Source organism: Comamonas sp. BIGb0124, from assembly GCF_003752175.1.
Classification (GTDB): Bacteria; Pseudomonadota; Gammaproteobacteria; order Burkholderiales; family Burkholderiaceae_C; genus Comamonas_F.
Genome location: NZ_RJVF01000011.1, coordinates 123386 through 144098, shown reverse-complemented (window position 1 = coordinate 144098; position 20713 = coordinate 123386). Strand labels below are relative to the sequence as shown.

Here is a 20713-nt window from a genome sequence, read left to right as displayed (position 1 = left end):
CCGATGAGGACCCCGATGCCAACCATCGACATCAACTGCGACATGGGCGAGAGCTTCGGCTCCTGGACCATGGGCCAGGATCTCGAGATCCTGCCGCACATCACCTCGGCCAACATCGCCTGCGGTTTCCATGCCGGCGACCCCGAGGTCATGCTCAAGACCGTGCAGGCCGCCATCGCCACCAACGTGGCCCTGGGGGCCCACCCCGGCCTGCCCGATCTGCAGGGCTTCGGCCGGCGAGCCATGGCGCTGTCGGCAGCCGAGGTCTATTCGCTCGTCGTCTACCAGGTCGGCGCGCTGCAGGCCTTCGCGCAGACGCAGGGCACGATGCTGCATCACGTCAAGACCCACGGCGCGCTCTACAACATGACGGCGCGCGACGTCGCCCTGGCCCGCGCCGTGGTGCAGGCCGTCCACGACGTCGACCGCGGCCTGCTGGTCTACGTCGCCAACGAGAACATGGCCCGTGCCGCGCAGGACATCGGCCTGTCCGTGGCCTTCGAGGTCTATGCCGACCGCACCTACCAGGACGACGGCACGCTCACGCCGCGTTCCCAGCCGCACGCCATGATCGAAGACGTCGACCAGGCCATCGCCCAGGTCAAGCGCATGGTGCGGGAGGGCGTCGTGCGTGCGCTCTCCGGCCGCGACGTGCCGATCGCAGCCGACACGCTGTGCATCCACGGCGACCAGCCGGGCGCCGTGCACTTCGCGCAGCGCATCCGCGCCGCGCTCGAGGCCGACGGCATCGCCGTGAGAGCCGTCTGACGAATCGTCCACGCCCTTGCGACTGCCGTTTCCCGCTTTTTTCCCCTCCCTTCCGACCAAGGTTGATTCCATGTTCCCCACCTCTATCGAACGCGCCGCGCCCCGTGCGGCCAAGGGCCTGGCCCTTACCCTGATGCTGGCCTTCGGCGCCCTGACGGCTGCCGGCGTTCAGGCGCAGACGCGCGGCGGCACGCTGCGCACCATCGTCCAGCCCGAACCGCCCATGCTCATGCTGGGTCTCAACCAGCAGTCGCCGACCCAGCTCGTGGCCGGCAAGATCTACGAGAGCCTGCTGACCTGGAGCCCCGACATGCAGCCCCGTCCGGGCCTGGCCAAGGCCTGGAACGTATCGGCCGACGGCAAGGTCTACACCTTCGAGCTGCAGCCGGGCGTGAAATGGCACGACGGCAAGCCCTTCGGCGCCGACGACGTCGTTTTCTCGGTCGACAAGTTCCTGCGCTCCGAGCACCCCCGTGCCCGCGTGATGATCAACCAGTTCGTCGAGTCGGTGAAGGCCCTGTCGCCCAGCAAGGTCGAGATCCGCCTGAAGGAGCCCTTTGCGCCTTTCCTCAAGGCCTTCGTCAGCGACAACATGCCCATGGTGCCCAAGCACATCTACGAGGGCACGGACTTCAAGAGCAACCCGGCCAACCAGACGCCCGTCGGCACCGGCCCCTTCAAGTTCAAGGAATGGAAGAAGGGCTCGCACATCCTGCTGACGCGCAACGCCGACTACTGGCAGGCCGGCAAGCCCTACCTCGACGAAATCGTCTTCCACGTCATTCCCGATGCCGCTTCGCGCGCCGTGGCCTTCGAGCGCGGCGACGTGCAGGTCGTCAGTGCCAACGACATCGACAGCGTCGACGTGGCACGCCTCAAGAAGGTGCCCGGCGCGCAGTTCACTACCCAGGGCTGGGAAATGTTCTCCAAGCTCGCCTACGTGCAGATGAACTACGCCCGCCCGCCCTTCGACAACGTCAAGGTGCGCCAGGCCGTCATGATGGCGATCAACCGCAAGTTCGTGGTCGACAACATCTTCTTCGGCATGGGCAAGATCGCCACCGGTCCGGTTTCCTCGACCACGCCGTTCTACGACGGCAACGTGCCGGCCTACCCCTTCGACATCAAGAAGGCCCGTGCGCTGGTCAAGGAGTCGGGCGTCGACTTGGCCAAGACCCCCGTGAAGATCCTGTCCTACCCCTACGGCTCGGCCTGGGATCGCCTGGGCGAATACACCCGCCAGAGCCTCGAACAGCTCGGATTCAAGGTGGAAATCGAATCCGCCGATGCCGGCACCTGGGCCAAGCGCGTCTCGGACTTCGATTTCGACCTGACCTTCAGCTACACCTCGCAGTACGGCGATCCGGCACTGGGCGTCTCGCGCCTCTACCTGACGCGCAACATCGTCAAGGGTTCGGCATTCGTCAACAACCAGGGCTACCGCAACGCCGAAATGGACACGCTGTGGGACCAGGCCGCCTCGTCGACCTCTGCCGAAGAGCGCCAGAAGCTCTACAGCACCATCCAGAAACAGCTGGTGCATGACGTCGCCAACGGCTACCTGTTCGAGATGGAAATCCCCACGCTCTACAACGGCAAGGTGCACAACCTGATCCAGAGCGCGATCGGCCTCAACGACACCTTCGCCGACGTCTACATCGACAAGTAACCCTCGTATCCGGCCTTTTCCCGGCCCGCCGGATGCGTCCGGCGGGTGCCGGCGGGCCGTTCTTCCTTCTTCCCTGACTTCTTTGGAATCGACTGCATGAAGACCCTGTCTTTCCTGGTCTCCCGCCTGGGCAAGGCGGTCCTCGTCGTGCTCGGCGTGGTGATCGTCAACTTCATGTTGATCCGCATGGCGCCCGGCGATCCGGCCGCCGTTCTCGCGGGCGAATCGGGTTCGTCCGATCCGGCCTACGTCGAGCAGCTGCGCCAGCAGTTCGGACTCGACCAGCCCGTCTACGTCCAGCTTGCCACCTATCTCAAGGGCATCGTGCAGCTCGACCTGGGCTACTCGTACCGCGAGCGCCTGCCCGTGCTCGACCTCATCCTCGATCGCCTGCCGGCCACGCTGCTGCTGATGGCCTGCGCCTTCGTGTTCGCGATCACGCTGGGCGTGCTGTTCGGCATCGTCGCCTCGCGCAGCCGCTACCAGGGCAAGCGGCCGTGGCTCGACAGCGTGCTCATGAGCGGCGCGCTGCTGATCTACGCCACGCCGCAGTTCTGGCTGGCGCTGCTCGCCATCATCTATTTCTCGCTCCATCTCGGCTGGCTGCCGCCCTTCGGCATGGAGACCGTGGCGGCCGGCTTCACCGGCTGGGCCCGGGTGAAGGACATCGCCGCTCACCTGGTGCTGCCGACCCTGTCGCTGGGCTGCTTCTTCATGGCCGTCTACGCCCGGCTCACCCGGGCCTCCATGCTGGAGGTGCTCGGCATGGACTTCATCAAGACCGCCCGAGCCAAGGGCGTGCCGGTGGGCGAGATCATCCGGCACCACGCGCTGCGCAACGCCCTGTTGCCGGTGGTCACCTTCGCCGGCATCCAGCTCGGCCAGATGGCCGGCGGCGCCGTGCTGACCGAAACCGTGTTCGGCTGGCCCGGCATCGGCCGGCTCATGTTCGATGCCCTGATCCAGCGCGACTACCAGCTGCTGCTCGGCGTCTTCCTGGTGACCTCGACCATGGTGGTGGTGTTCAACCTGCTCACCGATCTGGTCTACCGCTTCATCGATCCGCGTATTCAGGACGCCTGAGGAGTATTGCGATGAAAAAATTCATGCTTCGTTTTCTGGCCAACCGCGGCGCCGCTGCGGGTCTGGTGCTGCTGCTGCTGGTCATCCTGACCGGCGTGCTGGCTTCCGTCTTCTACGAGGACTCGCCCTGGATGATGGTGGCCCAGCCCCTGCTGGCCCCCTTTGCCGATCCGGCCTATCCGCTGGGCACCGACATGCTGGGCCGCGACATCGCCGCCGGCCTGGCCCACGGCGCCCGCGTGTCCCTGATGATCGGCATCATCTCCACCCTGGTGGCGGTGATCGTCGGTGTCGTGGTGGGCGCGCTGTCGGGCTACTACGGCGGCCGCGTGGACGATGTGCTGATGCGCGGCACCGAGTTCTTCCAGACCATTCCCCAGCTCGCCATGGCCATGGTGCTGGTGGCCATCTTCAAGCCCTCGCTCTACTCCATCGTCGGCGCCATTTCCATGGTCTCGTGGCCTCCGGTGGCCCGCCTGGTGCGCTCCGAGTTCATGACGCTCAAGCAGCGCGAGTTCGTGCAGGCCGCCATCGTCATCGGGCAGGCACCGGGACGCATCATCCTCACGCAGATCCTGCCCAATGCGGCGTCACCCATCATCGTCACCGCCTCGCTGATGACGGCCACGGCCATCCTCACCGAATCCGCGCTGTCCTTCCTGGGCCTGGGCGACCGCAACCTCATGAGCTGGGGTTTCATGATCGGCGCCTCCCGCACCATGCTGCGCGAGGCCCCCTGGATGAGCCTCTGGCCCGGCCTGGCCATCATGCTGACGGTCCTGGCCATCAATCTCATCGGCGAAGGTCTCAACGATGCCCTCAATCCACAGCTGCGCAAACGTGGCTCTTGAAGTGGGGAAACGCATAAAATGACACAACACACTTTTCGGGATGCGGATGGACAGGCGGAGAAGACCCCTCTGCTGTCCATCCGGAACCTCAGCATCGCCTTGCCGCGCGGCGGCGACCGGGCCTATGCCGTGCAGGATGTCTCGTACGACATCCGGGCCGGCGAGATTCTCTGCATCGTCGGCGAATCCGGATCGGGCAAGTCCATGAGCGCCAACGCCATCATGGGGCTGCTGCCCGACTACCTGCAGCCCCAGCGCGGTCGGATCATGCTCGACGGCCTCGATCTGCTGGCACAGGACGAGGCCACGCTGCGCCACATGCGCGGACGCGACATGGCCATGATCTTCCAGGAGCCGCTGTCGGCCCTGAACCCGCTGCTCACGGTGGGCGAGCAGATTTCCGAAGTCATGCGTGTCCACGATGCCTATCCCGGCGAGGCACGCGAGCGCCGCGTGCTGGAGCTGCTCGAGTTCGTGGGCCTGCCCGATCCGGCCGGCATCCGTCACGCCTGGCCGTTCCGTCTCTCGGGCGGGCAGCGCCAGCGGGTGATGATCGCCATGGCACTGGCACTCGAGCCCAAGCTGCTGATCGCCGACGAGCCGACCACCGCTCTCGACGTCACCACGCAGGCCCAGATCCTGGCGCTCATCGCACGCATCCAGCGTGAAAAAGGCATGGGCGTGATGTTCGTCACCCACGATTTCGGGGTGGTCGCGGAAATCGCCGACCGTGTCGCCGTGATGGAAAAAGGCGTGCTGGTGGAGCAGGGCACCGCCGAGCAGGTGCTCAATCGGCCGCAGCATGCCTACACCCGGCGCCTCATCGGTGCCGTGCCCCGCCACCGCGCGGCCGTCCGCGAGCCGCTGTCCGGCGCGCCGGCCCCGGTGCTGCAGGTCGACCGGCTCAACAAGATCTACGCCAGTGCCGGCGGCTGGTTCGCCAGGAAACGGGTGGTGCATGCCGTCAACGACGTCAGCTTTTCCGTCAGCCGGGGCCAGACCCTGGGCATCGTGGGCGAATCGGGATCGGGCAAGTCGACCATCGGCAAGTGCCTGCTCAAGCTCACCGACATCGACAGCGGTCGCATGCTGTTCGACGGGCACGACATCGCTCCGCTCAGCGAAGGCCAGTTCCGCCCCATGCGGCAAAGCATCCAGATGATCTTCCAGGATCCGTTCGCGTCGCTCAATCCGCGCCACACGGTAGGGCGCATCCTGTGCGACGGCCCCATGGCCAACGGCGTCTCGCGGCGCCAGGCCGAGTCGCGGGCGCGCGAGCTGCTCCAGCTCGTCGAACTCGACCCCTCGGCTTTCGACCGCTACCCCAGCGAGTTCTCGGGCGGCCAGCGCCAGCGCATCGGCATCGCCCGCGCACTGGCCATGGAGCCGCAGCTCATCGTCGCCGACGAATCGGTGTCTGCCCTCGACGTGTCGGTCCAGGCCCAGGTGCTCAAGCTGCTGCGCGACGTGCAGCAACGCCTGCAGATCGCCCTCATCTTCATCACCCACGACCTGCGCGTGGCCGCCCAGATCTGCGATCACCTGCTGGTCATGCACCGCGGCCGCGTCGTCGAGCAGGGCCCGCCGGGCCAGATCTTCGACGCTCCGCAAGACCCCTACACCCGGGCCCTCATCGCGGCGATGCCTGGCCGCGACTGGGATCCCGCAGCCGCCGTGCTGGCCTGAACGACATGCAAGCAGTGAACCCACCGACATCCCTCCCTCCCGCGAGCACATGGGCGCCCCGGCCCGACCTGGCACTGGCCGAACGTCTTTTCGAGGTTCTCCGCCAGACCGGACACGACGGCGTCGGCATCACCCGCGACACCTACGGACCGGGCGAGCAGCGGGCCCACGCGCTGGCGACCGAGACGGCCCGGGCGCTGGACCTCGAGGTCCGCACCGATGCCGCCCTCAACCTCTATCTCACGCTGCCGGGACGCAACCGGAACGCACCTGCGGTGTTCACCGGCTCCCACCTCGATTCGGTGCCGCGCGGCGGCAACTACGACGGCGCGGCCGGTGTGGTCGCCGGGCTGGCGGTGCTGGCAGGCTGGCGCCAGGCCGGCGCGATTCCGGATTGCGACGTCACCGTCATGGGGGTGCGCGCCGAAGAAAGCGCGTGGTTCCCCGTCTCCTATATCGGCAGCAAGGCGGCCTTCGGCCTGTTGCCCGCCGAGGCCCTGCAGGCCCGCCGCTTCGATACCCAGCGCACGCTGGCCGATCACATCCAGTCCTGCGGCGGCCAGCCCGATCGCATCGTCCAGGGGCCGGCCGCATTGGATGCCAGCCGTATCGCGGCTTTTTTCGAACTGCACATCGAGCAGGGCCCCGTGCTGCTCGACGGCGGTTTCGAGGTCGGTGTGGTCAGCGGCATCTGCGGCAGCCTGCGCTACCGCCAGGCCCGCGTGCTGGGCGAGTATGCCCATTCCGGCGCCACGCCTCGCAGCCACCGGCACGATGCGGTCGTCGCGGCGGCCGAGCTGGTCTGCACGCTGCAGCGCGAGTGGGCCGACATGGAGCGCCAGGGCCACGAGCTCACGTTGACGTTCGGCCAGTTCGGCACCGACGGCCAGCAGGCCGACTTCAGCAAAGTCAGCGGCCAGGTCGACTTCTGCATCGACATCCGCTCGCGCAGCCTCGACAGCCTGCACGACATGGACCTCCGTGTGCAGCGCACGGCCGAGGCCATCGGCCAGCGGCTGGGTGTTCGCTTCGATCTCGGTCCTTCCAGCGGCAGCCAGCCGGCCGCCATGGACGACACGCTGCGCGATCGCCTGCGCCACGCGGCACGCCAGAGCGGAGCCGCCGTGCGCGACATGCCCAGCGGCGCAGGCCATGATTCGGCCCTGTTCGCCAACCAGGGCGTACCCAGCGCCATGCTGTTCGTGCGCAACGCCCACGGCAGCCACAATCCGCACGAAGCCATGGCCGCAGCCGATTTCGCTGCAGCCACCCGTGTGCTGGGCCAGGCCATGGCCGAGACCGCCGGCCTGCAACGTGCGGCCGGCCTGGAGACCCAGCCATGAGCCGCCGTCCTGTCTGTGTCATCGCTCAGCCTATCCACCCCATCGGCGCCGAGCGCCTGGCGGCCGCCGGCATCGAGGTCCGCCAGGCCGCCAGCCCGGCACTCGACGACCTGCGTGCGGCCATCGGCGAGGCCGATGCCGTCATCGTGCGCGACCGCCTGCCGGCCGAGCTCATCGATCGCGCGCCGCACCTGGCCGTGATCGCCAACCATGGCACGGGCACCGACAAGATCGATGTCGCCCATGCCCACGCCCACGGCATTCCCGTGGTCTACACGCCCGATGCCAACGTCCGGGCCGTGGCCGAGCATGCGCTCATGCTGATGCTGGCCGCCGCCCATCAGGCGGTCGCTGCCGACGCCGCCACGCGTCAGGGCGACTGGGGTTTCAAGTACCGCCAGCCGATGCTGTCGCTGCACGGCAAGACACTCGGCATCGTCGGTTTCGGCCGCACCGGCCGGCTGGTCTGCGACATGGCCACGCGCGGCCTCGGCATGCAGGCGCTGGTCTGGTCGCCCAGCGCGCAGCCGGCCCAGATCGGGGCCGCAGGCGCGCGGCAGGTCGGCACGCTCGCCGAACTGCTGCAGCGCGCCGATGTCGTCTCGCTGCACCGGCCGCTGCGCAACGACACCTTCCACACGCTGGATGCGGCCTCGCTGCGGCACATGAAGCCGACCGGCATCGTCGTCAACACCTCGCGCGGCGGGCTGATCGACGAAACCGCTCTGGCCGACGCCCTGCGCGGCGGCCGCCTGTTCGCGGCCGGGCTCGACGTGTTCGAACACGAGCCCCTGCCTGCCGGCTCCGCGCTGGCGAGCCTGCCCAACGTGGTGCTCACACCGCACGTCGCCGGATCCTCGCAGGAGGCCCTGCGGGCCACCGCCAGCCAATGCGCCGGGCAGATCATCGACGTCCTGGCCGGCCGCTGCCCGGACCACCTGGTGAGCCCCCCGGTCTGGCCGAACCGCCGCCATGCCACCCCCATCCTTCAGGACAAGACGCCATGAATCCACCCGTCCATACCCTGCACCAGGGCACGCTGCCTCTGCTGATTTCCATTCCCCACGGCGGCGAGATCCTGCCCGAGGCCTACGCGCGCCGCATGACGCACGCGGCCCAGGCCGTGGCCGACACCGACTGGCACCTGCCGCGCCTGTACGCGTTTGCCCGGGCCATGGGGGTCTCCGTGCTGCAGGCCAACTACTCGCGCTACGTGATCGACCTCAACCGCCCCAGCACCGGCGAGAGCCTCTATCCGGGGCAGACCACGACGGGCCTGTGCCCGCTCGAGACCTTCCGCGGCGAGCCGCTGTACACCGACGGCCGCGGACCCGATGCGCAGGAAACCGCCGATCGCGTAGCCACCTACTGGCAGCCCTACCACCAGGCCTTGCGCCAGGAGCTCGATCGCCTGCGCGCTCGGCATGGCAAGGTGCTGCTGTGGGAGGCCCATTCCATCGCCAGCCAGCTGCCCCGCCTGTTCGACGGCGAACTGCCCGGCCTCAACCTCGGCACCTTCGACGGCGCCGCCAGCGACCCTGCGCTGGCCGCCGCGGCCGTGGCGGCCGCGCAGGCCGGTCCGCACAGCTGGGTGCTCAACGGCCGCTTCAAGGGCGGCTACATCACCCGTCACTACGGCCAGCCCGGCCAGGGCGTCCATGCCGTGCAGCTCGAGATGGCGCAATGCCTGTACATGGACGAATCCGCCCCTTACGCTTACCGCGAGGACCGGGCCGCCCAGGTTCTGCCTACACTCGAGGCCATGGTCCGCGCCACGCTGGGCGCCCTCTGAGGCATGCCGGCTTCTGCCGGCCGTCCGCCGTCCGCCCTCGCTCTTCATCCCTTGCGTTCCGATCCGCCGATCGCCTGTTCACCATGATCCAACTGCCCTCCATCTTCCACTTCGCCTTCAACGTCACCGACCTGGATGTCGCCCGCGGCTTCTACGGCCGGATCCTGGGCTGCCGGGAAGGCCGCAGCACCGACACCTGGGTGGATTTCGATTTCTTCGGCCACCAGATCTCGCTGCACCTCGGCGAGCCCTTCAAGACCGCCCGCACCGGCCACGTCGGAGACAAACTCGTGCCCATGCCTCACTTCGGCCTGATCATGGCGTTGCCCGACTGGAAAGCCCTGGCCGAGCGCCTGGCCGCGGCCGGCACGGCCTTCGTGCTCGAGCCGCAAGTGCGTTTCGAAGGCCAGCCGGGCGAGCAGTGGACCATGTTCTTCATGGATCCCTTCGGCAATCCCATCGAAGTGAAGGCCTTCAAGTCCGTCGCCGACATCTACGCGGCCTGAACGCACCGGCGGCACGGTCCCGGCCGGGTTCCGGTGGGCGGCGGCCATCGTCTATCCTTGCGGGCATGAATGCCGCCGTGCGTACCGCCGCCTTGCCCATCGAGCCTTTCCTTGTTCCGACCCCTCTGCGTGAACCCGAGATGCGGTCCCGGCCTGCCGGGCGCTGGCTCACGGCCGTCGCCCTGGCTGTGCTGCTCGCCGGTTGCGCCGGCGGGCCCAAGTCCGGTGGCGGTGGCGGCAGCGGTCGTGGCGGCGGTTTCTACCAGCAGGACGGTCCGGGCGATGCCGATCGCCTGCGCCAGGCCGACCTCGCCGATGCCGTCCCGCGCATCGAACCGCTGATGTCCGGTCCCAACCGGCCCTATACGGTGCTGGGGCGCAGCTACACGCCGGACACCCGCGAACGCCCCTTTGTGCAGGACGGTGTCGCCAGCTGGTACGGCAAACAGTTCCATGGCCGCCAGACCTCGAGCGGCGAGCGCTACGACATGTACGCCATGACCGCGGCCCACCCCACCTTGCCCATCCCCAGCTATGCGCGCGTCACCAGCCGCGCCACCGGGCAGAGCGTGGTCGTGCGGGTCAACGACCGGGGGCCCTTCCTCGCCAGCCGCGTGATCGACCTGAGTTATGCCGCCGCCTACAAACTCGGTTACCTGAACCAGGGCTCCACGGCCGTCACGGTCGAGCGCATCCTGCCGGCCGAGATCCGCGCCGGCACCTGGCAGCGCGGCACGACCCAGGTCGCGGCCGCACCGCAGCCGGCGCCCTTGCCCCCGCCGACGCCCGCGCCGCCTGTGGCCGTCGCCGTCGCCGTGCAGCCGGCCGTTGCAGACAGCTCGGCCGACCCGATTGCCGCCTTCGCCTCGTCCGGCCCGCGCGAAGTCGCCCCCGCAACCGACGCGGTCCGCGATCTGCCTCCGTTGGCGGTTGCGGCGCCTGCCGCGGCCCAGCCTTCGGCCGTCACGGCCCCGTTGCCCGGTGAATCCGGCGAGCCCTTGCCCGTGGTCAGCGCGCCCGGCGTGTATCTGCAGCTCGGTGCTTTCCGTGCCGCCGACGGTGCCGAATCTCTGGCACGTCACCTGGGCAGCGAAATCGACTGGCTCGCACGCCTGCTGGGCGTGGACAACAGCGGAGGCTGGTACCGCCTGCAGGCCGGCCCCTACGCCACCCGGGGCGAGGCCTATACCGCGGCCTACCGCGTGCGCGATGCACTGGGCATGAGCCCGGTCATCGTCGAGCGGCGCTGAGCCCCCGGCTGCCGGCCGCGCTCGTCAGACCGCATGCCGGCCCGCGCATTCAGGCCAGCGGATCGGTCACCGCAGGCGCCAGCGGCAGCTCGGTGTAGAACTGCCCGCCGTGGAACAGCAGCGGCGGGGTGTCGGGCGTGTGGCTGCAGGCCAGCACCTCGCCGATGAAGATCACATGGTCGCCCGCCTCGTGCACCGCCCGATGGGCGCATTCGAAGACCGCGGCCGAGCCCGGCAGCACCGGTGCGCCGCCCGCGCCTGCCTCGTGAGCCACACCCGCCCAGCGGTCGATGCCGCGGGTGGCGAAACGTTGGGCCAGCTGCAACTGATCGGCGGCCAGCACGTTGATCGTGTAATGGGTGGCCTGCGCAAAGGCCTCGTAGCTGGACGAGGTGCGTGCCAGGCTCCACAGGATGAGCGCAGGCGACAGCGACACCGAGTTGAACGAATTGGCCGTCAGACCGCGCAGCGTGCCGTCGCCCGAGCGTGTGGTGATGATGGTCACACCGGTCCCGAACATGCCGAGGGCAGCGCGCAGGGACTGGGGGGTGACGGCATGGCGGGGCAGCGCGGGAGCGCCGGTCGAGGTCGCGGGGAGGGGAGCAGAGGTCGGCACTGAAGAAGTCACGTCGGTCTGGTACTTGTTGTGCAGGGCCGGGCGGCATCGCGCCGGGCCCGGGGACAGCGGCGCTGCGCCCTGGATGACACATTATGGCAACGCCCGCGGCAAGGCGGGCGCGACGGGGAATCGGGCCCTTCGGGCGCCGGGCCTTACTTGTGCGCCGGCAGGAAGAAATCGGTCGAGGCCAGGTCGTTCTCGGGCTTGAGCCGTTCGAGCAGCGCATCCGCCTTTTCGCGCGAATACAGGCCTTCGGCCCGCGCCAGCACATGCCCTTCGCGGTTGATCACCACCGCATACACGTGTTTTTGCGTCGGCAAGCCCAGCGATCTGGCGAACGCGTCGCGGTCGGTGAAGAGCGGCACCACGCTGGCCCGCGCGTCCGGGGTGGTGTAGGTCGCCTGGAGCTTGCTCTCGATGTCGTCGCGATTGCGGTTCGAGGCCGTGTCGAAGACGCGCAGCCGCATCCAGGCCACCGCCGAGCTTTCCTTGAGCCCCATGCCTTCGACCCAGTGGTCGACGTCCACGTTCTGGCCGCGCATGAAGGTCACGAACACCAGGGTGCGATCGGCCGCCAGGTCTTCGGGAAAGGCCAGTTGGCGCTTGTTCAGATCCGAGGCCGCGACCCGTGGCAGGTGGCCGAGCACCGACAGACCGGTGGGCGCAAGCAGGGTCAGGCCGATGGCGGCGCCCACCGTCAGCATCCACGCAAACGAATCGGTCCAGATGGTTCTCATGACGTGTCCCTCCAGTCAGGAACAAAGAACACTACAGGAAAACGAAGCGTAGCGTATCGATGCCTGCGAAGCAAATGATGTAGGAATTATGAAGCTGCGTCCGGTCGGGTCGGACGCATGGGCTTGCCAAATGATAGCGTGAATGCCGATTTTCGTTGCGGCGCAGCATCGCTGCCGACACGCGCGTGCGGTCTTCTCCGACAAACACCGCCCCGGACGCGGGGTGGCTGTCGCGGACCGGCATCGGTCGCTGCCGTGCCCGTGCCGCTTTCAGTCGGCCACGGCTGCACTCGGCCCCGGCCGTGCCGCGGCCGCCAGCCCGGCGCGCAGATCGTTGCCGCTGGGGCTCTGGTAGAGCCGGAGGCCGAACTCCGGCAACACCGCCATCAGGTGGTCGAAGATGTCGCCCTGAATGCCTTCGTAGGGCACCCACGAGGTGGTGGCGGTGAAGCAGTAGATCTCCATCGGCACCCCTTCGGCGGTGGATTCCATGGTGCGAACCATCAGCAACATGTTCGGGTGCACGCCGGGGTGCGCGCGCAGATAGGCCTGGGTGTAGGCCCGGAAGGTGCCGATGTTGGTCAGACGGCGCAGGTTGGCCGGCACCTGGGCCGCGGTGCCGAGGGTCGACTGCATCTGTTCGTTGGTCTGCCGCACGGCCTGGTGCTTGTCGGCCATGTAGTCGTGCAGCAGCGCGATCGACGAGAGATAGCGGATCTGTTCTTCGTTGAGGAACTGCACCGACGTCGCATCGATGCGCAGCGTGCGCTTGATGCGCCGGCCACCCGATTCGGCCATGCCGCGCCAGTTGATGAAGCTCTCCGACATCAGCCGCCAGGTGGGCACGGTGGTGAAGGTGTTGTCCCAGTTCTGCACCTTGACGGTGTGCAGCGCGATGTCGGTGACGGCTCCGTTGGCGCCCACCTGCGGCATCTCGATCCAGTCGCCCACGCGCAGCATGTCGTTGGCCGACAGCTGGACCCCTGCCGTGAACGACAGGATGGTGTCCTTGAAGACCAGCATCAGCACCGCCGACATGGCCCCCAGACCCGACAGCAGGATCAACGGCGACCGGTCGATCAGCGCCGCCACCATCACCACCGTGCCCATGAGCGCCAGCAGCAGCTTGCCCAACTGCACATAGCTCTTGATGGAGCTCGACTGCGTGGCCTGCGTGTTGCCGTGGATGGTGTGGTTCTCGAGGATCGCATCGAGCAGCGCCATCAGCGCGCGCACCACGTACATCACGGTCAGCGCGACCGCGAGATTGCTCAGGATCACCGCCGTGACGGGCATCAGGTGAGGCACGGCCGGCAGGCCGATCTGGATGACCAGCGGCGGCACGATCTGCGTCACCCGCTTGAGCACCTGCGGGTGCAGCAGCACATGGGCCCAGCGGGCCTGCGGACCGATGTGCGTGCGCAGGCGTGCAAACACCCGCGACAGCAGCACCTGCACCACGGTGCGCACCAGATAGGCGGCGGCCAGCAGCACGGCCAGGCCCAGGCTGGCCTGCAGCCAGGGTTCGAGTTCTTCGACGAACGCCAGATCCACGGAAATCACTCCCTCTTGTCTACATGTCTATGTTGTTGCCGCCCCGGTGCGGCATGGTTCAGCCGGGGCATGACCCGGCCCCGCGCGCTGGAGGCGCGCGAGACGTTTTCGGGTCGGTTGCAGCGTCGGCTGCGGCCCTCAGGCCAGATCCTGGGCGGCGAAACCCGCCGCCTTGAGCGCTTCGAGCACCTGCGTCAGATGGGCCCGGCCCCGGGTCTGCAGCACCAGCTCGATCTCGACGTTCTGCGCCGCCAGCGGCGTGAAGGCCCGCTGGTGATGCACCTCGTCGATGTTCGCGCCCGCCTGCGCCACCACCTGGGTGATCTGCGCCAGCACACCCGGCACGTCGCGTGCGCTCACCCGGATGCGCGCCAGCCGGCCGGCCCTCACCATGCCGCGCTCGATGATGGCCGACAGCAGCAGCGGATCGATGTTGCCGCCGCTGAGCACCAGCCCGACCTTGCGTCCCCGGAAACGCTGAGGATACTTGAGCATCGCCGCCAGGCCGACGGCGCCCGCGCCTTCGACCAGCGTTTTTTCGATTTCCAGCAGCATCACGATGGCCTGCTCGATATCGCCCTCGTCGACCAGTGCCAGCGCATCCACGCGCTGCTGGATGATGGCCTGGGTGATCTGTCCCGGCGTGCCCACGGCGATGCCCTCGGCGATGGTGCCGCTGTGCGGTGCGCTCGGGTGCTGCGTGCCCTGAACGGCATTGACCATCATCGGAAACCGTGCACTCTGCACACCGGTGATGCGCAGGTCGGGGCGCAGGGCCTTGGCGGCCGTGGCCATGCCGGCAATCAGCCCGCCGCCGCCGATGGCCACCACCAGATCGTCGAGGTCGGGCACCTCCTGCAGCATCTCCAGGGCGATCGTGCCTTGCCCAGCGGCAATCTGCGCATCGTCGTAAGGGTGCACAAAGACCAGGCCCTGCTCCTGCGCCAGGTGGTAGGCGTGGGCGCGGGCCTCGTCCAGCGTGTGGCCGTGCAGCACCACTTCGGCGCCGAAGCCCCGGGTGCGCTCCACTTTCACGCCCGGCGTGAAGCCGGGCATGACGATGACGGCACGGATGCCCAGGCGCTGCGCGTGATAGGCCACGCCCTGTGCATGGTTGCCGGCCGACATGGCGATCACGCCCTGGGCGCGTTCCTCCGGGGTGAGCTGGGTCAGCTTGTTGAGCGCGCCGCGCTCCTTGAACGAGGCCGTGAACTGCAGATTCTCGAACTTGAGATAGACCTGGGCGCCCGTGATGCGCGACAGGGTTTGCGAGGCCACGAAGGGTGTGCGCAGCACGTGGCCTTGCAGGCGTTGTGCGGCTGATTCGATGTCTGTTAAGGCAAGCATGTGATATCGGAACTCCGTTGCGTAAGTGTTGCATACACCGCAAAAGTTGCCTCCTGTTGCCGAATGTTGCGTCTCGGGCACAGTCCATACCCTGACGGGCCATGAAGAAGACAGCCGGTTTCACCCCAACGCCCACCGGTTTGCTGTACAACACGGGCATGCCGCTCATACATGGTTTTTGGCCGCAGCGCCAGTGCTTGGCTTGCGGAACTCAGCTGGAGGCATCATGGCCAAGCGTCTGACCGAATCGCAAGTACTTGTCTCTCCGGGGCTGATCGATGCACCGGTGATGGACATGATGTGCTCGCAGTTCGTGCTCACGCTGGCCGCCCGCCAGGGCGCCAAGTTCAACGTGCGCCGCGACATCAACGGATTGCTGTCTCTCACAGGGCGCCACCTGGTGTGGCCGCTGTCGGTGATGCGCCGTCTGCGCGAGTTCCTGCAGCGCCGCTGCCAGGACAACGAGCTCTGGCGTGGCCAGGAGCAGCTCGGCGACAAGGCGTTCCTGGCCCAGTACGGTGTCTGGCGAGGACCCTACGAGGAAGGAACGCTGTTCTTCTACCTGGACGACTACGTCAAGGACGCCCCGAAGGACGTGCTCTCCGTGCTCGCCGCCACGGGCGAATGGCTGGGCCAGGCCCTGCGCAAGCAGTCCACGCTGGTCGAGAAGAACATCGACTCGCTGGCCGACCTGCTGCAGCTCAACCGGGCCGAGCGGGCCCTGCTGCTCTACGGCACGCTCGCCCGCTACCAGCGCGACCTGCGCAGCCTGCTGGTCGAGTTCAAGGTCAGCAACGCGCCCGAAGCCTATGCCGCAATCGCCGAAGTCGCCGGCGTCAAGGCCGAGGAAGTGGGCGAGGCCCTGCGTGCCGGCTCGCGTCTCGAGCGCATCGGCATGGTCGACAACCTGATCTCCGAGCACAACATCACCGATCTGGCCGATCTCATGAAGGTCAGCGAGAAGCTGCCGCCGGTGCTCATGCGCGAGTACCGCAGCCACGCCGAGCTCATGGCCGTCTTTACCCGGCCTTGCACCTCCAGCGCGCTGGGCACGGCCGACTTCGCATTCGTCGAGCAGGATGTGCAGGTGCTGGTGGCCCTGCTGCGGCGCGCGGTCGCCACGCACACCGTCGGCATCAACGTGCTGCTCTACGGCCCGCCCGGCACCGGCAAGACCGAACTGGCCCGTGTGCTGGCGCAGGCCGCGGGGCTGGACCTCTACGAAGTCGAATACGCCGACCGCGATGGCCACTCGCTGTCGGGCCGCGACCGCTATCGTTCGCTGCAGATCGCCCAGGTCTTTCTCAAGGGCAGCAGCCATGCCGCGCTGCTGTTCGACGAGGTCGAGGACGTCTTCCCGCCCATCTCGAGCGAAGCCGCGCAGCTCATGGCCCGCGCCGAACAGGTGGCGCCCCAGGGGCGGGCGGGCGTGGGCGGCAAGGCGTGGGTGAACCAGATCCTCGAATCCAACCCCGTGCCCACGCTGTGGGTCACCAATCGCATCGAGCAGATCGATCCGGCTTTCCGCCGCCGCTTCGCCTATCACCTCGAACTCAAGTCGCCACCGCCCGGTGCGCGCGAGCAACTGGTGCGCAAGACGCTGGGGCCGTCGACCGTCTCCGACGCCTTCGTGGCGCGCCTGACCGAGCGGCGGGGCCTGACGCCGGCGCAGATCGGCACCGCCGTGCGTTTTGCCGAGCTCGCCCGCGCCGACGCCACGGACAGTGCCGAGGTCGACCAGAAGGCCTTCGAGGCCCTGATCGAACGCCAGTTGCTGCATGCCGACGAAGCGCTGGGCAACCGCACGGGCGATTCGGGCATGCGCACCACCGTCACCACGTACGACCTGGGCATGCTCAACGTCGAAAGCCGCTTCGAGCTGCCGCGAATCATCGAGGCGCTCAAGGTGCGGGGCCATGGTGCCCTGTGTTTCTACGGCCCGCCGGGGACCGGCAAGACCGCACTGGCCGAACACCTGGCCCAGGCCGTCGGCCGCAGCCTGATGGTGCGCCAGGCCAGCGACCTCATGAGCAAGTACGTGGGCGAGACCGAAAGCAACATGGCGGCGATGTTCGCCGAGGCCAGCCGAGAAAAATCGGTGCTGCTGCTCGACGAGGCCGACAGTTTCCTGCAGGACAGGCGTGGTGCGCAGCGCAGCTACGAGGTCACCGAAGTCAACGAGATGCTGCAGGGCATGGAGCGTTTCGACGGCATCTTCATCTGCACCACCAATCTGCTCGACCGGATCGACCAGGCCGCGCTGCGGCGGTTCGCCTTCAAGATCCAGTTTCGTCCCCTGACCTTGCAGCAGCGCGAACACATGTTCGTCACCGAGGCCCTGGGCGGAGACGCCGGGGCCCTGACCGATGCGCTGCGGCAGCGCCTGCGGCCGCTCGATCAGCTGTGCCCGGGGGATTTTGCAGCCGTCAAGCGGCAGACGCTGATCCTGGCGGCGCAATACGGCCCCGAGGAGTTTCTCGAGCAGCTCGAGACCGAACACAAGCTCAAGCCGGAAGTCCGCGAGTCGCGGGCCGTCGGATTCCTGTAGCGGAGAGGCATCCCTCCCATCCCGGCCGGCACCGGCCGCCCCGAGCCGTTCGGGCGGCGGGCATGAAAAAAGCCACCCTGGCGCGCTGCAGGCCGTTGGCCGAAGCTCAACGGTCCACGAAGGCGCGTTCGATCACGTAGTCGCCAGCCTGGCCAATGCCGGGCGAGACCTTGAAGCCCAGCTTGTCGAGCTCGGCCGCCACGTCGCGCAGCATGTGCGGGCTGCCGCAGAGCATGGCACGGTCGGTTTCGGGGTTGATCGGGGGCAGGCCGGTCCGTGCGGCGATCTGCTGCTCCGAAATCGCCTTGGTGATGCGGCCTTCGTTGATGAAGGGCTCACGCGTGACGGTCGGGTAGTACACCAGCTTCTCGGCGATTTCCTCGCCCAGTCCTTCGATCTTCAGCAGGTCTTCGGCGATGTAATCGCGGTAGGCCAGTTCGCTGATGAAACGCACGCCGTGCACCAGGATGACCTTCTCGAAACGTTCGTAGGTTTCGGGGTCGCGGATGACGCTCATGAAGGGCGCCAGGCCCGTGCCCGAGCCGAACAGGTACAGGTTCTTGGCCGGCAGCAGATCGGAGATCACCAGCGTGCCCGTGGGCTTGCGGCCGACCAGCAGTTCGTCGCCGACCTTCAGGTTCTGCAGGCGCGAAGTGAGCGGGCCGTCGGGCACCTTGATCGAGAGGAATTCGAGATTCTCTTCCCAGGCCGGGCTGGCGATGCTGTACGCACGCAGCAGCGGCTTGCCGTTGACCTGCAGGCCGATCATCACGAAGTGGCCGCTTTCGAACCGCAGGCTCTGCCCACGCGTGGTCGTGAAGGAGAAAAGGGTGTCATTCCAGTGGTGAACACTGAGGACGCGTTCGGGTTCAAAGGCTGCCATGCTGAGACAAAGACGGTGTAGGTTGGACGGAAAGGCCGCCATCATACCCTTCGGGGGCATGAAGGATCAATTCTTCATATTCGATACGTTCTAAGAAAAGGGTCTTCTGGTGCCGACCCTGACAGAACGGTCGGTTCAAGCCGAAGCGCTCACCCGCAGCACCTCGTCGCCGTAGGCCGCGAGTTTTTTCTCGCCCATGCCGGGGATGCTGGCCAGGGCGTCGAGATCGCGCGGATCGTCCTGCGCCACTGCGGCCAGCGTGGCGTTCTGGAAGATGACGTAGGCCGGCAGGTTGTGCTCGCGTGCCACCTCGGCGCGCCAGGCCTTGAGTGCCTGATAGCGGCGCAGGCCGTCGGCATCGAGACCGGCCTCGTGGTCGGCCTTGCGGGCGGTGCCGCTGCCCGTGCCGCCCGTGCTGCGCCGCGTGCGGCCGCCGGCCGGCGCCTTCTCGCTCACGCGCATGAACAGCGTTTCCTCGCCCTTGAGGATGGCGCGCGCGGGCCCCGCCAGCCGCAGCGTGTTGAAGGCCTCGGCATCGATCTCGAGTGCGCCCAGGGCGATGAGCTGGCGCAGCACGCCGCGCCACTGGACTTCGCCGAGGTCGGCGCCGATGCCGAACGTCGACAGGTTTTCATGGCCGAACTGCGTGACCTTGTCGGTCGTCTTGCCGCGCAGGATGTCGAGGATGTGGCCGGCGCCGAAGCTGATGCCGCTGTGCTGCTGCACGCGGTAGACGCAGCTCAGCACCTTGCGCGCGGCGTCGGTGGCATCCCAGGTGGCCGGCGGCTGCAGGCAGTTGTCGCAATTGCCGCAGGGGCCGGCCTGCTCGCCGAAGTAGGCCAGCAGCCGCACCCGGCGGCAATCGGCCGCTTCGGCCAGCGTGAGCAGCGCGTCGAGCTTGCCGCGCATGACCTGCTTGTACTCGTCTGCGGCCGGACTCTCGTCGATCATGCGGCGCTGATTGACCACGTCGGACAGGCCGTAGGCCATCCAGGCGTCGGCGGCGCCGCCGTCGCGCCCGGCCCGGCCGGTCTCCTGGTAATAGCCTTCGATGTTCTTGGGCAGGTCGAGATGGGCCACGAAACGCACGTCGGGCTTGTCGATGCCCATGCCGAAGGCGATGGTGGCGGTCATGACCAGTCCTTCCTCGCGCAGGAAGCGGTCCTGGTGCTGCTGGCGCTGGGCCGCCGGCATGCCCGCGTGGTAGGGCAGGGCCGGGATGTCCTGGGCACTGAGCCATTCGGCCAGTTCCTCGACCTTCTTGCGGCTCTGGCAGTAGACGATGCCCGCCTCGCCCTCGTGCTCGTCCTGGATGAAACGCAGCAGCTGTTTCTTGGCATCGGTCTTCTCGACCAGCCGGTAGCGGATGTTGGGACGGTCGAAGCTGCTGATGAACTGGCGCGCCTCCTGCAGCTTCAGGCGCTCGATGATGTCCTCGCGCGTGAGCGCGTCGGCCGTTGCCGTCAGGGCGATGCGCGGCACATTGCCGTAGCGCTCGTGCAGCATGGCCAGGGCCCGGTACTCGGGCCGGAAATCATGGCCCCACTGGCTCACGCAGTGGGCTTCGTCGATGGCGAACAGGGCCAGCTTGCCGCGCGCGTTGAGGCGATCGAGCTGCTCGAGGAAGCGGGGCGTGTTGATGCGCTCGGGCGCTGCGTACAGGCAGGTCAGCTCGCCTCGCCAGAGCTTGTTCTCGACTTCTCGCGCTTCGTCGAGCGTCTGCGAGGAGTTGAGGAAGGCCGCCTCCACGCCCAGCTCGTGCAGGGCACCGACCTGGTCGTGCATCAGTGCGATCAGCGGCGAGACCACCAGCGTCACCCCCATGCCCCGGCGCTGGCGGGCAATGGCCGGGATCTGGTAGCACAGCGACTTGCCGCCGCCCGTGGGCATGAGCACCAGAGCGTCGCCGCCGCCGCTGACATGGTCGACGATCTCCTGCTGCAGCCCACGGAACTGGGGGTAGCCGAAGACGTCTTGCAGGATGGAGAAAGGGGAGTCGGAGGTGTCGGACAAGATGGGCGTATGCGAAAACTGAGAGCGATCTGCCTGTGTCAGGAAAGGAAACACCGCCAATTTC

General features: G+C 67.6%; 17 protein-coding genes. 11 read left to right on the top strand and 6 right to left on the bottom strand.

Annotated elements, in window-relative coordinates:
* Nucleotides 1-15 precede the first annotated feature (15 nt).
* The 10 genes from EC845_RS13280 (at nt 16) to EC845_RS13235 (ending at nt 10948) form a co-directional block, all read left to right on the top strand.
* Entirely contained in the window at nt 16-768 is a 753-nt protein-coding gene (locus EC845_RS13280; RefSeq protein WP_123298590.1) for a LamB/YcsF family protein, read from the top strand.
* 70 nt (nt 769-838) lie between these two features.
* Nucleotides 839-2437, top strand: a complete 1599-nt coding sequence (locus EC845_RS13275; protein ID WP_123298589.1) for an ABC transporter substrate-binding protein — start codon at nt 839-841, stop codon at nt 2435-2437.
* Nucleotides 2438-2533: 96 nt separating this feature from the next.
* Nucleotides 2534-3520 (top strand): ABC transporter permease, encoded by a 987-nt coding sequence (locus tag EC845_RS13270; RefSeq protein WP_123298588.1) that lies wholly within the window; start codon nt 2534-2536, stop codon nt 3518-3520.
* An 11-nt stretch (nt 3521-3531) separates the two neighbouring features.
* The gene (locus EC845_RS13265; RefSeq protein ID WP_123298587.1) at nt 3532-4371 is read left to right on the top strand and encodes an ABC transporter permease; all 840 of its coding nucleotides are present in this window, start codon (nt 3532-3534) and stop codon (nt 4369-4371) included.
* An 18-nt stretch (nt 4372-4389) separates the two neighbouring features.
* Nucleotides 4390-6057 (top strand): ABC transporter ATP-binding protein, encoded by a 1668-nt coding sequence (locus EC845_RS13260; protein WP_123298586.1) that lies wholly within the window; start codon nt 4390-4392, stop codon nt 6055-6057.
* A gap of 5 nt (nt 6058-6062) precedes the next feature.
* Entirely contained in the window at nt 6063-7400 is a 1338-nt protein-coding gene (locus EC845_RS13255) for a Zn-dependent hydrolase (protein ID WP_123298585.1), read from the top strand.
* Nucleotides 7397-8407 (top strand): hydroxyacid dehydrogenase, encoded by a 1011-nt coding sequence (locus tag EC845_RS13250; RefSeq protein WP_123298584.1) that lies wholly within the window; start codon nt 7397-7399, stop codon nt 8405-8407. The genes EC845_RS13255 and EC845_RS13250 overlap by 4 nt, the downstream gene beginning before the upstream one ends.
* Nucleotides 8404-9192, top strand: coding sequence for an N-formylglutamate deformylase (hutG, locus tag EC845_RS13245; RefSeq protein WP_123298583.1), 789 nt, complete (start codon nt 8404-8406; stop codon nt 9190-9192). Before EC845_RS13250 ends, hutG begins: the two co-directional genes overlap by 4 nt.
* Nucleotides 9193-9284: 92 nt before the next feature.
* Complete coding sequence (locus tag EC845_RS13240; protein WP_123298832.1) at nt 9285-9698, top strand: VOC family protein; 414 nt, start codon at nt 9285-9287, stop codon at nt 9696-9698.
* Nucleotides 9699-9763: 65 nt separating this feature from the next.
* On the top strand, nt 9764-10948 hold the full coding sequence (locus tag EC845_RS13235) for a septal ring lytic transglycosylase RlpA family protein (protein WP_370451310.1): 1185 nt from the start codon (nt 9764-9766) through the stop codon (nt 10946-10948).
* A gap of 49 nt (nt 10949-10997) precedes the next feature.
* Here EC845_RS13235 and EC845_RS13230 read toward each other — a convergent pair whose 3' ends face one another.
* The 4 genes from EC845_RS13230 to EC845_RS13215 all read right to left on the bottom strand — a co-directional run bounded on the left by EC845_RS13230 (nt 10998) and on the right by EC845_RS13215 (nt 15205).
* A complete protein-coding gene (locus EC845_RS13230; RefSeq protein ID WP_370451309.1) occupies nt 10998-11576 on the bottom strand; it encodes a flavin reductase family protein in 579 nt (192 codons plus the stop codon).
* Nucleotides 11577-11719: 143 nt separating this feature from the next.
* On the bottom strand, nt 11720-12304 hold the full coding sequence (locus EC845_RS13225; protein ID WP_123298581.1) for a hypothetical protein: 585 nt from the start codon (nt 12302-12304) through the stop codon (nt 11720-11722).
* A gap of 270 nt (nt 12305-12574) precedes the next feature.
* On the bottom strand, nt 12575-13867 hold the full coding sequence (locus EC845_RS13220; protein WP_199739799.1) for a mechanosensitive ion channel family protein: 1293 nt from the start codon (nt 13865-13867) through the stop codon (nt 12575-12577).
* A 129-nt stretch (nt 13868-13996) separates the two neighbouring features.
* Nucleotides 13997-15205, bottom strand: a complete 1209-nt coding sequence (locus tag EC845_RS13215) for a threonine ammonia-lyase (RefSeq protein WP_123298580.1) — start codon at nt 15203-15205, stop codon at nt 13997-13999.
* Nucleotides 15206-15431: 226 nt separating this feature from the next.
* Here EC845_RS13215 and EC845_RS13210 point away from each other — a divergent pair, with 226 nt between their 5' ends.
* Nucleotides 15432-17753: an ATP-binding protein gene (locus tag EC845_RS13210; protein WP_123298579.1), complete on the top strand. Its 2322-nt coding sequence runs from the start codon at nt 15432-15434 to the stop codon at nt 17751-17753.
* 106 nt (nt 17754-17859) lie between these two features.
* Here the strand turns inward: EC845_RS13210 and EC845_RS13205 are convergent, their stop codons facing one another.
* Together EC845_RS13205 and recQ are read right to left on the bottom strand one after the other, a co-directional pair.
* Entirely contained in the window at nt 17860-18636 is a 777-nt protein-coding gene (locus EC845_RS13205; protein ID WP_123298578.1) for a ferredoxin--NADP reductase, read from the bottom strand.
* 135 nt (nt 18637-18771) lie between these two features.
* On the bottom strand, nt 18772-20649 hold the full coding sequence (recQ, locus tag EC845_RS13200) for a DNA helicase RecQ (RefSeq protein ID WP_370451308.1): 1878 nt from the start codon (nt 20647-20649) through the stop codon (nt 18772-18774).
* Between the last annotated feature and the right edge of the window lie 64 nt (nt 20650-20713).